The 13,741-nt window shown below is 46.8% G+C and carries 10 protein-coding genes; 9 read left to right on the top strand and 1 reads right to left on the bottom strand.

The features are described from left to right. Positions 1-169 precede the first annotated feature (169 nt). From apbC to dcuC, 5 genes are all read left to right on the top strand, one after another. Positions 170-1,279: an iron-sulfur cluster carrier protein ApbC gene (apbC, locus tag CLR69_RS09270; RefSeq protein WP_129703717.1), complete on the top strand. Its 1,110-nt coding sequence runs from the start codon at positions 170-172 to the stop codon at positions 1,277-1,279. 179 nt (positions 1,280-1,458) lie between these two features. Beyond that, the gene (gene udk, locus CLR69_RS09265) at positions 1,459-2,100 is read left to right on the top strand and encodes a uridine kinase (RefSeq protein WP_005974035.1); all 642 of its coding nucleotides are present in this window, start codon (positions 1,459-1,461) and stop codon (positions 2,098-2,100) included. A gap of 125 nt (positions 2,101-2,225) precedes the next feature. Further along, positions 2,226-2,807, top strand: a complete 582-nt coding sequence (gene dcd, locus CLR69_RS09260; protein WP_129712479.1) for a dCTP deaminase — start codon at positions 2,226-2,228, stop codon at positions 2,805-2,807. A 57-nt stretch (positions 2,808-2,864) separates the two neighbouring features. After that, a complete protein-coding gene (gene asmA / locus CLR69_RS09255; RefSeq protein ID WP_129712478.1) occupies positions 2,865-4,700 on the top strand; it encodes an outer membrane assembly protein AsmA in 1,836 nt (611 codons plus the stop codon). Positions 4,701-4,967: 267 nt separating this feature from the next. Then, positions 4,968-6,320, top strand: coding sequence for an anaerobic C4-dicarboxylate transporter DcuC (dcuC, locus tag CLR69_RS09250; protein WP_129712477.1), 1,353 nt, complete (start codon positions 4,968-4,970; stop codon positions 6,318-6,320). Between the two features lie 81 nt (positions 6,321-6,401). On the opposite strand, the gene CLR69_RS09245 is transcribed toward dcuC, so the two are convergent. Then, positions 6,402-7,988 (bottom strand): TerC family protein, encoded by a 1,587-nt coding sequence (locus CLR69_RS09245; RefSeq protein WP_129712476.1) that lies wholly within the window; start codon positions 7,986-7,988, stop codon positions 6,402-6,404. Positions 7,989-8,729: 741 nt separating this feature from the next. Here CLR69_RS09245 and wecA point away from each other — a divergent pair. From wecA to wzc, 4 genes are all read left to right on the top strand, one after another. Further along, a complete protein-coding gene (gene wecA / locus CLR69_RS09240; protein WP_129712475.1) occupies positions 8,730-9,815 on the top strand; it encodes a UDP-N-acetylglucosamine--undecaprenyl-phosphate N-acetylglucosaminephosphotransferase in 1,086 nt (361 codons plus the stop codon). Between the two features lie 123 nt (positions 9,816-9,938). Continuing rightward, a complete protein-coding gene (locus CLR69_RS09235) occupies positions 9,939-11,075 on the top strand; it encodes a polysaccharide export protein (protein ID WP_129703727.1) in 1,137 nt (378 codons plus the stop codon). Between the two features lie 8 nt (positions 11,076-11,083). Beyond that, entirely contained in the window at positions 11,084-11,518 is a 435-nt protein-coding gene (locus CLR69_RS09230; RefSeq protein ID WP_129703729.1) for an arsenate reductase/protein-tyrosine-phosphatase family protein, read from the top strand. A gap of 16 nt (positions 11,519-11,534) precedes the next feature. Beyond that, positions 11,535-13,703, top strand: a complete 2,169-nt coding sequence (wzc, locus tag CLR69_RS09225; protein ID WP_129712474.1) for a tyrosine-protein kinase Wzc — start codon at positions 11,535-11,537, stop codon at positions 13,701-13,703. Positions 13,704-13,741: the final 38 nt, after the last annotated feature.

Below are 13,741 nucleotides of genomic sequence, written 5' to 3'. Positions count from 1 at the left end.
CTTGCTGCGTAAACCGCTGGCGTGAGTAAAAACGGTAGGAAACACCACGGCAGACTCTATTTTGCGTAGCGTTTCCACGTTTTTGATGCCGAAGAGCGTCAGGTCGCTATGGCTCTGATATGCTATACACGGTCTCAACGGTCAAATATGAGAATTTCAAGGAGCCGGAATGAACGCTACAGTCCCCGAACAACGTCCTGAAGCATTGCGTGCGATGGTCACCGGGGTTTTATCTACTTTTCAGCACCCGACACTGAAAAATAATCTGACGACACTGAATGCGCTGCGCCATTGTGCACTGCTGGATAATGTGTTGCACATCGAACTGACGATGCCGTTTGTCTGGCTGAGTGGTTTGGCTGTATTAAAAGAAACGGTTAGCGATGAGTTATTACGTTTATCAGGCGCAAACGCCGTCGAATGGCGCTTAACACATGATGTCGCTACGCTACGCCGGGTTAACGACCTGGCGGGCGTGAAGGGGGTGAAAAACATCATTGCTGTCAGCTCTGGGAAAGGGGGCGTTGGCAAATCCAGTACGGCGGTCAATATGGCGCTGGCCTTAGCGGCAGAAGGCGCGAATGTGGGTATTCTGGATGCCGATATCTACGGCCCTTCCATCCCGACCATGTTGGGTTCGGCCAGTGAGCGTCCAACCTCACCGGATGGCCAGCACATGGCGCCGATAATCGCGCACGGTCTGGCAACCAACTCGATTGGCTATCTGGTGACGGATGATAATGCGATGGTGTGGCGTGGACCGATGGCCAGTAAAGCGTTATTACAACTGCTGCAGGATACGCTTTGGCCGGATCTGGATTATCTGGTGTTAGATATGCCTCCAGGTACAGGAGATATACAACTGACGCTGGCGCAGAGTATTCCTGTTACCGGTGCCGTTGTCGTGACGACGCCACAGGATATCGCGTTGATGGATGCTATGAAGGGCATCGCGATGTTTGAAAAAGTCAGCGTGCCTGTGTTGGGTATCGTTGAGAACATGAGCGTCCATATTTGTAGCAACTGTGGTCATCTGGAACCGATCTTCGGGACTGGCGGGGCGCAGAAGCTGGCGGAAAAATATCACTGTTCTCTGTTAGGTCAGCTTCCACTGCACATCTCCCTGCGTGAAGATCTTGACCGTGGTGAGCCGACGGTGGTCAGCCAGCCGGACAGTGAGTTCACTTCTCTGTACCGTGAACTGGCAGGGCAGGTTGCCGCTCAGCTCTACTGGCAGGGTAATGTTATCCCCAGCGAAATTTCATTCAGAGCGCTATAACGTTTCTATCAATGCCGGGCATCGTCCCGGCTTGTTGAATGCGTCAGTGCCTTGTTTCCCCTGACACAATGCGCGGAAAGGGTGGCGTCAAGGGGGGTAACTCCCTATAATTGCCGCGTCAAAGTGCCTGTTGGCGCATTCCCCTCTCTTTTATTTATGTTAATCAGGTCGTTAATACCATGACTGATCAGTCTCACCAGTGCGTCATCATCGGGATCTCAGGAGCGTCCGCTTCGGGTAAAAGTCTTATTTCCAGCACCTTGTATCGTGAATTGCGCGATCAGGTTGGTGATCAGCATATCGGGGTGATATCTGAGGACAGTTATTATAAAGATCAAAGCCATCTGACCATGGAAGAGCGGGTAAAAACCAACTATGACCATCCAAGCTCGATGGATCACAGCTTGCTAATCAAACATTTGCAGATGCTGAAAGCCGGTCAGGCAATCGAAGTGCCACAGTACAGCTATGTCGAGCACACGCGTAAACAGGAAACAGTGCATATTGAGCTGAAAAAGGTCATTATCCTGGAAGGTATCCTGTTGCTGACGGATGCGCGCCTGCGTGATGAGATGAATTTCTCTATCTTTGTTGATACACCACTGGATATTTGCCTGCTGCGCCGTATGCGTCGCGACGTTAATGAGCGTGGTCGTTCAATGGATTCTGTGATGGAACAGTATCAGAAGACCGTACGCCCGATGTTCCTGCAATTCATTGAGCCATCTAAACAGTATGCCGATATTATCGTGCCACGCGGTGGTAAAAATCGCATCGCGATTGATATTTTGAAAGCGAAGATAAGCCAGTTCTTTGAATAATATGTCCTGAATCATTCAGGTTGCGTGACCGAACGTTAGCGTTTGAAAAAAGGTGCAGCAGCGTGAAGTATGACGGGGATAGATGAGGTTTATCTGATAGATACCAGTGTCGAATGGAGAATAAGATGAGACTGTGTGACCGTGACATTGAAGCCTGGCTGGATGATGGCCGACTGGTGATTACACCCCGTCCGCCAGTTGAGAGGATCAGTGGCGCGACCGTTGATGTTCGTTTGGGAAATCAGTTTCGCGTCTTCCGCGGACACACTGCGGCTTTCATTGACTTAAGCGGCCCGAAGGATGAAGTCAGCGCGGCGCTGGATCGCGTCATGAGTGATGAGATTAATTTGCCTGAAGGTGAGGCATTCTTTCTGCACCCGGGAGAATTAGCGCTTGCCGTGACGTTTGAGTCCGTCACGCTGCCGGATAATTTGGTTGGCTGGCTGGATGGCCGCTCTTCTCTTGCTCGTTTGGGATTGATGGTTCACGTCACCGCACACCGTATTGATCCAGGTTGGCAAGGAAGAATTGTGCTGGAGTTCTATAATTCAGGTAAGTTGCCGCTGGCGTTACGCCCCGGCATGATGATTGGCGCACTGAGTTTTGAACCGCTTTCCGGGCCGGCTGCTCGTCCGTACAACCGCCGTCAGGATGCCAAATATAAAGATCAACAGGGTGCGGTAGCGAGCCGGATCGATAAAGACTAAGCGTTTGGCGACAGGCATGTAAAAGCGGGTAGCCGTACGTTTCGCAATGAGGATGGCATGAGAAGATTTCTGACGACGCTGGCAATTCTGCTTGTGGTGCTGGTGGCAGGAATGACGGCCTTGGTCGTACTGGTTAATCCAAATGACTTCCGCGCTTACATGGTGAAGCAGGTTGAGGAACGTAGCGGCTATCATCTGCAACTGGATGGCGACCTGCGCTGGCATGTGTGGCCGCAGCTGAGTATTTTATCTGGCGGTATGTCATTAAATGCGCCGGGTTCTAGTGCCCCCATTGTCAGTGCTGAAAATATGCGCCTTGATGTGCAACTATGGCCGCTACTGTCGCACAAACTGGCAGTCAAACAGGTGATGCTGAAAGGCGCTATTATTCGACTGACGCCGGAAAGTGAAGCCAAACAATCGAACAATGCGCCAATTGCCCCTGCGGGCTCGCAAGCCCCATCGGAAGAACGACGCTGGCGATTAGATATTGATAAGATAAAAGTTGCTGATAGCCTGTTGGTTCTGCAACGTAGTAATAATGAACAGATTAATGTTCGCGATATTAATCTTGCGATGGAGCAGAGCAGCGATCGTCAGATCAACATCGAATTATCTAGCCGCATCAATCGCGATCAGCGCGATATCGCTTTCTCTCTTGCCGCAGATGTCGACTTACTGCATTTCCCTCAGCAGATAAATGCCACTATCACCAAACTGGATTATCAGCTTCAGGGCGCGGGGATACCGACAAACGGTATCAGCGGAACGGGAAGTGTGCAGGCGAGCTATCAACAGCAACCTGAAAAAATCACATTTAACCAGCTTTCACTTAATACCAATAACAGCCAGTTGTCTGGGTCTGGTAGCATGACGCTGGGTGATATTCCGCATTATGAATTGGATCTGTTGTCTGAAAAACTGGATTTGGATTCTCTGCTGGGGCTCGCATCGGTAAAAGAGAATAACGCCCCTACGGTGGCCGTTAAACCATCCGCTCCTGTTATTTCAAATGAAAGTGGCGCGGCTAATCCAGAAGATAGCCTACAGCAATTCACTGCTCGTCTGTCGTTACAGGCCGCATCACTGATCTACCGTGGACTTGATGTCCGACAATTTGCGCTACGCGCAGACAATCAGCCAGGGTTGTTAGATATCACTACTTTAAGTGGTGAGCTGGGTGGTGGACATTTCTCTTTACCCGCTAAAGTCGTGACAAAATCATCAACCAACATCACGTTACGTCCAGATCTCAAGGATATTGAACTGTCTCAACTGATGTCCGCACTTGCACTGCCTGCTGAGACGGTCAGCGGAAAATTGTCTATGGTGGGGCAATTTAGCGGCAATAGTATTGCGTTACCGGCATTGCTCCAGCAATGGCAGGGAGCTGCGACGCTGCAAGCCAATAATGTCCGTCTACAGGGCTTGAATATTCAGCAAATGGTGCAGATGGCTGTAGCCCGTAGCAACGGAAATGTGCGAGGACAAGAGCGTTATGAACGTTATACCGAACTGCAACAGCTGACGGGAAAAGCACAGTTGAATGCCGGTAAGTTGCGCCTTACCGATATTAATGGTCGCTCAGAGCTGATGTCGCTAAGCGGTGCAGGGCAATTCGATCTGCCAGCGCAGACGTGTGACGTCAATGTGAATGTCTCTATCACGCAGGGGTGGCAGGGCGATGAACAACTGGTCAGCGTGTTGAAAAACACAGCGATTCCGTTACGCGTCTATGGCGAGTGGGATAAATTGAATTACCAGTTGCAGGTGGATCAGTTATTGCGTAAACGCCTACAGGACGAACTGAAGAAACGCCTGAATGATTGGGCCAGCGAAAATCAGAAAAGTCAGAAGGGCAAAGACCTGAAGCAACTGCTTGATCGTCTTTAATTTTTCAGAAATGCTCTGTGCTTTTAGCCGATTTGCTTATTCCCGTCAGCAAATCGGCCACTTCTCCCTACTATTTTTCCTGAATCCGTCATCCTCCTCTAACGAGACTTTGTGCTCGATGTCTCTTTTTTAACGCTAGATATTAATATTTTTCTCTTTTTTTATTTTCTAAAGCAGTAAACTCCGCTCCCTGTTTTCGGTGCGGTGCCATTCCGCTGCCGGGGAATTTCTGTCAGATCATTTATTACTCAGGTATCGAAACTCACTATGCTCGAACTTTTGGTTGGTGTTGCTGTAACGATTCTGGTTGGTCGTTACATTATAAAAGGGTACTCCGCGACCGGCGTGTTGCTGGTAGGAGGCCTGTTACTCTTGGCAATCAGTGCCATGCTGGGGAAAAACATACTGCCAGCCAGTGCAAAAGCGACGGGCTGGAGCGCTACAGATATTGCTGAATACGTAAAAATTTTGTTGATGAGCCGTGGTGGCGATCTCGGCATGATGATTATGGTGCTGTGTGGGTTTGCGGCTTATATGACGCATATTGGTGCCAATGATGTCGTCGTCAAGCTGGTTTCCCGTCCGTTGAAAATGATCAACTCGCCTTATTTGCTGATGATTGCGGCCTATTTTGTCGCTTGTCTGATGTCACTGGCGGTGTCATCGGCAACCGGACTGGGGGTACTGTTAATGGCAACACTATTCCCTGTCATGGTGAATGTCGGTATTAGCCGCGGTGCGGCTGCGGCAATTTGTGCATCCCCTGTGGCGCTGATCCTGTCGCCGACGTCGGGTGATGTCGTGCTTGCTGCGCAGGCATCGCAGATGAAATTAGTGGATTTCGCCTTTAAGGCCACGCTACCTATTTCTATTATGGCTATCGTGTGCATGGCCGTCGCGCATTTCTTCTGGCAGCGCTATCTGGACAACAAAGCAAATGTTAGCCATGAGATTCTGGATGTCAGCGAAATTACGACGAATGCCCCACGTTTTTACGCCATTCTGCCGTTTACGCCGATCATGGGTGTACTGGTCTTTGATGGAAAATGGGGGCCGGAACTTCACATTATCACCGTACTGGTTATCTGTATGGTGCTGGCCGCGGTGCTGGAATTTGTCCGTTCATTCAATGCGCAAAAAGTATTTGATGGGCTGGATGTCGCTTATCGTGGCATGGCAGATGCTTTCTCTAGTGTTGTAATCCTGCTGGTTGCCGCCGGTGTTTTTGCTCAGGGGCTTGGCACGATTGGCTTTATCAGTGGCCTAATTGGTCTCGCGCAGTCATTTGGCAGCGGTGGGTTGGTGATTATGCTGGTACTGGTGGTCATTACGATGTTGGCAGCGATGACGACGGGCTCGGGTAATGCGCCGTTCTATGCGTTTGTTGAGCTGATTCCAAAACTGGCGTCACAAATGGGTATAAACCCTGCTTATCTGGCTATTCCAATGCTTCAGGCTTCCAATCTGGGCCGTACGATTTCTCCGGTATCCGGTGTAGTCGTTGCTGTTGCCGGGATGGCGAAAATATCGCCGTTCGAGGTGGTGAAGCGCACATCTGTTCCCGTGTTGGTTGGGCTGATTGTGGTGGTGGTTGCCACTGAGATTATGATACCTGCCTGATAATACCTAGCAAACAGTCCCTACCGTTCTGGAAGGGGCTGTAAGTACGACTATGTTGTCTGTTGTGCTACATCGGCATCATCACACTTCAAAATCAGTCTGTGGCTCGTCGTTCGGCGTGATACGGACTTCCATGATACGATGACTTTCCACCGCAAGGATAGTGAACTGATAGTTATCGATTGATAATGTATCACCGACTTGCGGAACACGCTGTGCGTGCTCCATCAGCAGCCCTGCCAGCGTGTAGTATTCACGTTTTTCATCCAGCGTCAGCGGAACATACATCGTCAGATCTTCCAGCGGGATATAGCCGTTTACGGTCCAACTGCCGTCGTTATTCTGCTGAATACTGTGGCGTGCATCGCGATCTTCGCCTTCGCGTGGCAGGTTGCCTGCGATGGTCTCCATCACGTCGCTTAATGTGACAATCCCTTCCATCGAACCAAACTCATCAACGACAAACGCAAAATGCGTTCTTCCTTCTCTAAACTGTTCTAACGCCTGTAAAAGCGAAAGTTGTTCAGGAAAGACCAGCGGCTGACGAATCAAAATACGTGGGTTAAACGGTTCGCGGTTTAGCTGTTGTTGCAGCAAATCAGCAACATGTACGATGCCTAGCGGTTCATCGGAGGTATTGCTGTCGGTGACCACGAGTCGGGAGTGCTGGTTGGTCGTCAATAGTTTAGCGAGCGCATCCTGTGTGATATCCAACTCAACCGATTCGATATCATGCCGCGACGTCATAATGCTGCTGATGGTTCGCTGTGCCAGCCCCAGTACCCGCTTTATCATCCGGCGTTCCTGAATATTGAAAACTTCGCGGCCTGCCCGGGTATTGTCTGCGATCATCGACGAGGTTTGATTGTCGAGCTCGGCTTCTTCATGATTGCCTCGCAAAATACGTAAAACAACTTCTGCGGTACGCTGGCGTAGCGGAACCGTAGAAGAAAGAAAGCGTCGGCGATTAAACAGGGAAACCTGGTTTAACATCTCGATCATCACCGAGAAACCTATCGCAGCGTAGAGATAGCCTTTGGGGATGTGATAACCAAACGCGTCTGCTACCAGACTGAAACCAATCATCAACAGGAAGCTGAGACACAGAATAACGATGGTTGGGTGTTCGGCGACAAAACGGGTAAGTGGCTTACTTGCCAGTAACATCAGGAAGATGGCGATAGTCACGGCAGACATCATGACCAGCAGATGATCGGTCATGCCCACTGCGGTAATCACGGAATCCAGTGAGAATATGGCATCCAGCACCACGATTTGTGCGACGACTGGCCAGAATCGTGCGCCTTTACGCTGGGCTTGCTGCTCCTCATCTTTTCCTTCGAGACGTTCGTTGAGCTCCATTGTGGCTTTAAAAAGTAGAAATAGCCCGCCAACCAGCATGATGACGTCTCGCGCGCTGAATGTATGCCCAAGGAACGTGAAAAGGGGGGTCGTCAAAGACACCAGCCAGGAAATGGACGCCAGCAGACCCAGACGCATAACCAGGGCAAGCAACAGACCGACGACTCTGGCTTTGTCGCGTTGTTCTTTTGGTAATTTCTCAGCCAGAATGGCGATGAAGATAAGATTATCAATGCCCAGAACGAGTTCCAGAACAACCAGCGTGGCCAACCCGGCCCATATCGTTGGATCAGCGATCCACTCCATATCTATTTTTTCACCTTTAAATGAACATAACCCCGATAGCGTATCAGGGCACGCACAGATGAACCAGAATTTGCAGGGATATTCTTTATTTTTACGAGGCCAACAAACCAGTAGATAGCTTGTTTACTCGCATTTCATCTTGCTTTTATGGGGCAATTAGCCATTTTTCAATGCTGCGTGGTGAATTGCGGAAAACAGTGTGAAAAAGCATCGATAGGCAAGATTTTCAGAATTATGAGCGGGATGGGGCGCGTTAGTGTTTGATAGTGTCGGCAGACAACGCATAGAATAGCGTGCCGATTTAACAGGATTTTCACGACAGGGAGGCTCTGATTTTTGCTATGATTTTTTATTCGCATCCGACCGCTTCCTGTAAGGTGGCCTTTTAGGCCGGCAGTGCATTAGGGAAAGTGAGTGCGTAGTCTTATTCTGAAAAGAACGTTCAGGAACATCTTACCCTTGTACTCTTTACTTCGTCATCAATACTATTGGGATGAAAAATAAGTCTCTGCGGTGATAGTGTAGTTGTATAAAGAAAAATAATGATTATTAACAAGTGGTTAGTGGTGTCTATGAGTTTGCTAATAAGAAAAGGCTGATACGCAGCGGACGTTTTATGGGTTTTAATCTTTAATCCAGTAAATGAGCTTCATACATGATTTAACAGTGCATTGGTAGCTATGAGCCAAGGGCGGTAGCGTTCCTGATGCAGAACATTTAACGGTTGATGATGGTGCAAAAATGCAAGATTTCATCGCTGTATTTTTAAGCGCATTCGTCGCGCTGTTTTTGGCTAGAAAAGTAGCAACCATCATCGGATTGGTGGATAAACCGTGTGCCCGGAAAAAGCACCGCGGAAATATTCCTCTTGTCGGGGGCTTGTCGATTTACCTCGCTCTCTGCACTTTGTTTATGTTTCATTCTGATTGGCTTCCTGATTTCCCTCTATACATGCTTTGCGTCACATTGCTCTTGGTTATCGGTGTCATTGATGACCGGTTTGACCTTCCTGTTCTGCCACGATTCGCGGTTCAAATGATAGTGGGCTGTTTAATGATGTACTCCGGTTTATACCTTTCATCATTGGGGAGTGTGTTATTTGGGCATGAGCTTCTTTTAGGGGGATTCGGATACGTTATTACGCTGTTTGCCGTATGTGGTGCTATCAACGCCTTTAATATGGTCGATGGAATTGATGGTTTACTGGGTTCGCTTTCCTGTATCGCTTTTTGTTCGCTATTTTTCTTGTTCTATTCTGGAGGCGAACGTCAGCTAGGACTCTGGAGCCTATGTATGATGGTGGCTACGCTACCTTATCTTTTTCTTAATCTTGGCATTCCGTTGGGAAAAAAATTTAAAGTTTTTATGGGGGATGCGGGTAGCACCGTTATAGGATTTACCGTACTTTGGTTACTGGTTCTTGCGTCTCAGGGAGAGACTGCAGTTATGCATCCAGTGACGGCACTTTGGTTAATTGCACTCCCATTGATGGACATGATTGCCATCATGCTGCGGCGGTTTTTGAGAGGCGATAGTCCGTTTAAAGCTGATAGGGGCCATCTTCACCACATTTTGATGTCCTCAGGACTAACCTCGCGGCAGTCGTTGATGATAATTACGTTTGCGGCATTGTTGCTGGCTGCCATAGGTATCATCAGCGATCGTAATAACGTGAGCCAGTCCATGATGTTGGGCCTGTTTTTTTTAACGTTTATTGCTTATTTCTATTTTATGCCGCGTATAGGAAAAGTAGTGCAGTTGAGGCGGCGAACGCATTCGAGCAGGCTGGTGGCTAAGCTGCCAAACCGTATCGTGCAGCGCCGCTAAGCGACAAATTACAGACTTTTTATACGCTAGACTGCAGGTTCAGTTGAATAAATATTCTCTATAATCATTTGATATTTTGTAGGGATTTGTGCAATTTTGAATTAAGAGTGATGGAATAACAGGATGATAAAGCACAAGTTAAAATTGGCACCGTTAGTTGTGTCTATAGCCTTTCTTAGCGGCTGTACCATAATTCCCGGAAGTCATCTTTCGACGAGTGGTAAAGAGGTTATCGAGCAGCAAGACGCTGATTTCAATATTGATAAACTGGTGAATGTTTATCCTCTTACGCCTTATTTAGTCGATAAAATGCGCGTCAAACCATTAATCGCACAGACTAATCCTGCATTGGAAAGCGAACTACAGCAGTATGAATATCGCATCGGCATTGGCGATGTCATCATGGTGACTGTATGGGACCACCCTGAATTGACCACGCCTGCTGGTACATACCGTACCGCTGCTGATACCGGTAACTGGGTACATTCCGACGGTACAATCTTTTATCCGTACATTGGTAAGGTTAAAGTTGCAGGTAAAACGGTGACGGAGGTTCGTGATGAGGTCATGGGCCGTTTAGCAACATATATTGAATCTCCGCAGGTTGATGTCAGCATTGCCGCGTTTCGTTCGCAAAAAGCGTATGTAACCGGTGAAGTTGATAAATCAGGGCAGCAACCTATCACGAATGTGCCTCTCACTGTTTTAGATGCTATCAACAGTGCTGGCGGACTGACGGAGAATGCTGATTGGCGTAACATAGTTCTTACTCATAACGGTCAGGAAAAACGTATTTCTCTTCAGGCGCTGATGCAAAATGGCGACCTGTCTCAAAACCATCTCCTTTATCCTGGCGATATCCTCTATATACCGCGTAATGACGACCTGAAAGTGTTCGTAATGGGCGAAGTCAAAAAGCAAAGTACACTTAAAATGGACCGCAGCGGCATGACGTTGACGGAAGCTTTAGGTAACGCCGAAGGTATGGATCAAACGTTGGCTGATGCGACTGGTGTCTTTGTCATTCGCCCACTGAGAGGAACACAGGGGCCGAAGCTGGCTGATATTTATCAGCTTAATGTCGCCGACGCAACTTCGCTTGTTATGGGCGCGGAATTCCAACTGCAACCTTATGATGTGGTTTATGTGACTTCAGCACCAATCGTTCGTTGGAACCGTTTGATTTCACAACTTGCACCGACGATTTCTGCGTTTAACGATTTGAGTGAGGGGAGCCTGCGAGTTCGCACCTGGCCATAGAGATAACTATGTTTGATTCTATATTAGTTGTTTGTGTAGGTAACATTTGCCGTTCTCCTACGGGGGAACGACTATTAAAAAAGGCATTTCCTGCTAAAAAAATTTCATCCGCTGGATTAGGTGCGTTAGTCGGAAAACCCGCAGATGTGACCGCAGCAGATGTTGCGAACCAGCATAATCTTTCTCTTGATGGTCATGAAGCACAACAACTGACTTCAGAGCTATGTCGGCAATATGATCTTATTTTGGTTATGGAAAAAGGGCACATTGATGGAGTGTGCCGTATCGCGCCAGAGGTCCGAGGTAAGACAATGTTATTTGGCCGTTGGGTCAATCAGCAAGAGATTGCCGATCCATATCGTAAAAGTCGTGAAGCATTTGAATTCGTCTACTTGCAACTTGAGCAGTCCGCCCAGAAATGGGTACAGGTATTAAGCCGTTAACAAGTCAGGGAAACCCATGGCAGAGAAAATTTCAGTAAAAACATCTGAAACGAATTCGGATGAAATTGATTTAGGGCGTTTATTAGGAACATTGCTGGATCATCGTTGGTTAATTATTGGTGTTACTGCAATTTTTACTATTATTGGTATCCTTTATGCTACGTTTGCTACTCCAATTTATAAATCTGATGCTTTAATTCAAGTCGAAAAAAATACGGGTAATTCATTATTAAAAGATATATCCAATGTTTTACCCGATGCTAAACCTGAATCTGCGGCTGAAGTAGAGTTGATAAAATCCCGCATGGTGGTGGGGAAGACGGTCAGTGATTTATCTTTGGATGTCGTTGTCCAAAAAAAATACTTTCCGCTTTTTGGCAAAGGATTCTCTCGTTTGATGGAGTATAAGCCTGAGGGAATTGCAGTGTCTCGACTTGATGTTCCTGCATCATGGAAAGATGAATGGTTTGATTTACGTGTTATTGATGCTAATACTTATGAAGTCGATATTAGTGATGCAATAAAAATTGAAGGAAAGGTAGGGCAGCTAACAAATAAAAATGGTGTATCCATATTAGTGAGTGATATTCAGGCTGCAAATGGCACTGTTTTTCGTGTTAAAAAATTAAATGAAATTACTGCAATTAATAACGTTTTAGAAGATTTGATTGTAGCTGATAAAGGTAAAGATACAGGTGTGTTGGCATTAGGTTATCAGGGGGAAGATCCTGATTTAACTAATAAAATATTAAATAGCATCAGCCAAAATTACCTGCAGCAAAATGTTGAGCGTAAATCTGAAGAAGCAGGAAAAAGCTTAGAATTTCTTAAGGAGCAACTCCCTAATGTACGTTTAACGCTTGATGAAGCCGATAATAAACTGAATAGTTATCGACAAAAAAATGAATCTGTTGACCTTACTCTGGAAGCAAAATCGGTATTGGAAACGATGGTCGCAGTTGAATCTCAACTTAATGAATTGACATTTAAAGAAGCAGAAATATCAAAACTGTATACCAAAGAACATCCGGCTTACCGTGCGCTAATGGAAAAACGAAAAACACTTGAAGAAGAACGTGAGAAAATCAATAAGCGTGTAGGTGCTATGCCTAAAACTCAACAGGAAATATTACGATTAACGCGCGATGTGAATGTTGGGCAAGAAGTTTATATGCAGTTGCTAAATAAACAACAGGAACTAAACATTAATAAAGCGAGTACAGTTGGTAATGTTCGTGTTATTGACTCGGCTGCTCTTAGTATTAAGCCTGTAAAACCAAGAAAAACAGTGATAGTTCTACTGACGATGATTGCTGGGATTTTTATATCGGCAATATTTGTGATACTTAAGACTTTGTTACATAAAGGACTTGAAAGCCCTGAACAACTGGAAGATATGGGCATAAATGTTTATGCCAGCGTCCCATTATCTGAATGGCAACAGAAGAAAGATAGAGCTCTACTAGTTAAAAGTAAAAGAGGCAATACTCGATCTACAGAATTACTTGCCGTTGGGAATCCCGCGGATCTCGCGATTGAAGCCATCAGAAGTTTACGCACCAGCCTACATTTCGCCATGATGGAAGCCAAAAACAATGTGCTTATGATCTCTGGTGCCAGTCCTGCGATAGGTAAAACGTTTGTCAGTGCGAACCTCGGAGCTGTTATCGCTCAGTCAGGGCAGCGAGTACTCATCGTCGACTGTGATATGCGCAAAGGCTATGCTCATGAGTTGATGGGATGCCAGGGTACAGACGGGCTTTCCGATATACTGTCTGGGCAAATCACGACCGAGAAAAGCATTCGTAAAACCGCTGTAGAAAATATGGATTTTATCCCTCGTGGACAAATCCCACCTAATCCTTCTGAATTGTTAATGCATAGTCGTTTCTCACAATTTGTCGATTGGGCGACGAATAACTATGACATTGTATTGCTGGATACGCCTCCAATTCTTGCTGTAACTGATGCTGCTGTGATTAGTCGGCATGCTGGAACTTCACTTCTGGTCGCTCGTTTTGAGGTGAATACACTGAAAGAAATTGAAGTGAGTATCCGTCGTTTTGAGCAGAATGGTACAGAGATTAAAGGTGTTATTCTGAATGCTATTGTAAAACGTGCGGCTAGCTACTATAGCTATGGCAACTATGATTATTATTCATATGAATATAAATCAGATAAATAGTCTTCTTAAATAAGTGTATCTTTCTTACCATGGCAAGT

Origin of the sequence: Pectobacterium zantedeschiae, assembly GCF_004137795.1 — a bacterium.
GTDB lineage: Bacteria > Pseudomonadota > Gammaproteobacteria > Enterobacterales > Enterobacteriaceae > Pectobacterium > Pectobacterium zantedeschiae.
Note: the sequence above shows the minus strand (reverse complement) of the source record. Positions and strands in the feature narration are given on the sequence as shown.

Coding starts and splice junctions, on each gene's coding strand:
- apbC (WP_129703717.1), top strand. CDS start 170: ATGAACGCTACAGTCCCCGAACAACGTCCTGAAGCATTGCGTGCGATG.
- udk (WP_005974035.1), top strand. CDS start 1,459: ATGACTGATCAGTCTCACCAGTGCGTCATCATCGGGATCTCAGGAGCG.
- dcd (WP_129712479.1), top strand. CDS start 2,226: ATGAGACTGTGTGACCGTGACATTGAAGCCTGGCTGGATGATGGCCGA.
- asmA (WP_129712478.1), top strand. CDS start 2,865: ATGAGAAGATTTCTGACGACGCTGGCAATTCTGCTTGTGGTGCTGGTG.
- dcuC (WP_129712477.1), top strand. CDS start 4,968: ATGCTCGAACTTTTGGTTGGTGTTGCTGTAACGATTCTGGTTGGTCGT.
- CLR69_RS09245 (WP_129712476.1), bottom strand. CDS start 7,988: ATGGAGTGGATCGCTGATCCAACGATATGGGCCGGGTTGGCCACGCTG.
- wecA (WP_129712475.1), top strand. CDS start 8,730: ATGCAAGATTTCATCGCTGTATTTTTAAGCGCATTCGTCGCGCTGTTT.
- CLR69_RS09235 (WP_129703727.1), top strand. CDS start 9,939: ATGATAAAGCACAAGTTAAAATTGGCACCGTTAGTTGTGTCTATAGCC.
- CLR69_RS09230 (WP_129703729.1), top strand. CDS start 11,084: ATGTTTGATTCTATATTAGTTGTTTGTGTAGGTAACATTTGCCGTTCT.
- wzc (WP_129712474.1), top strand. CDS start 11,535: ATGGCAGAGAAAATTTCAGTAAAAACATCTGAAACGAATTCGGATGAA.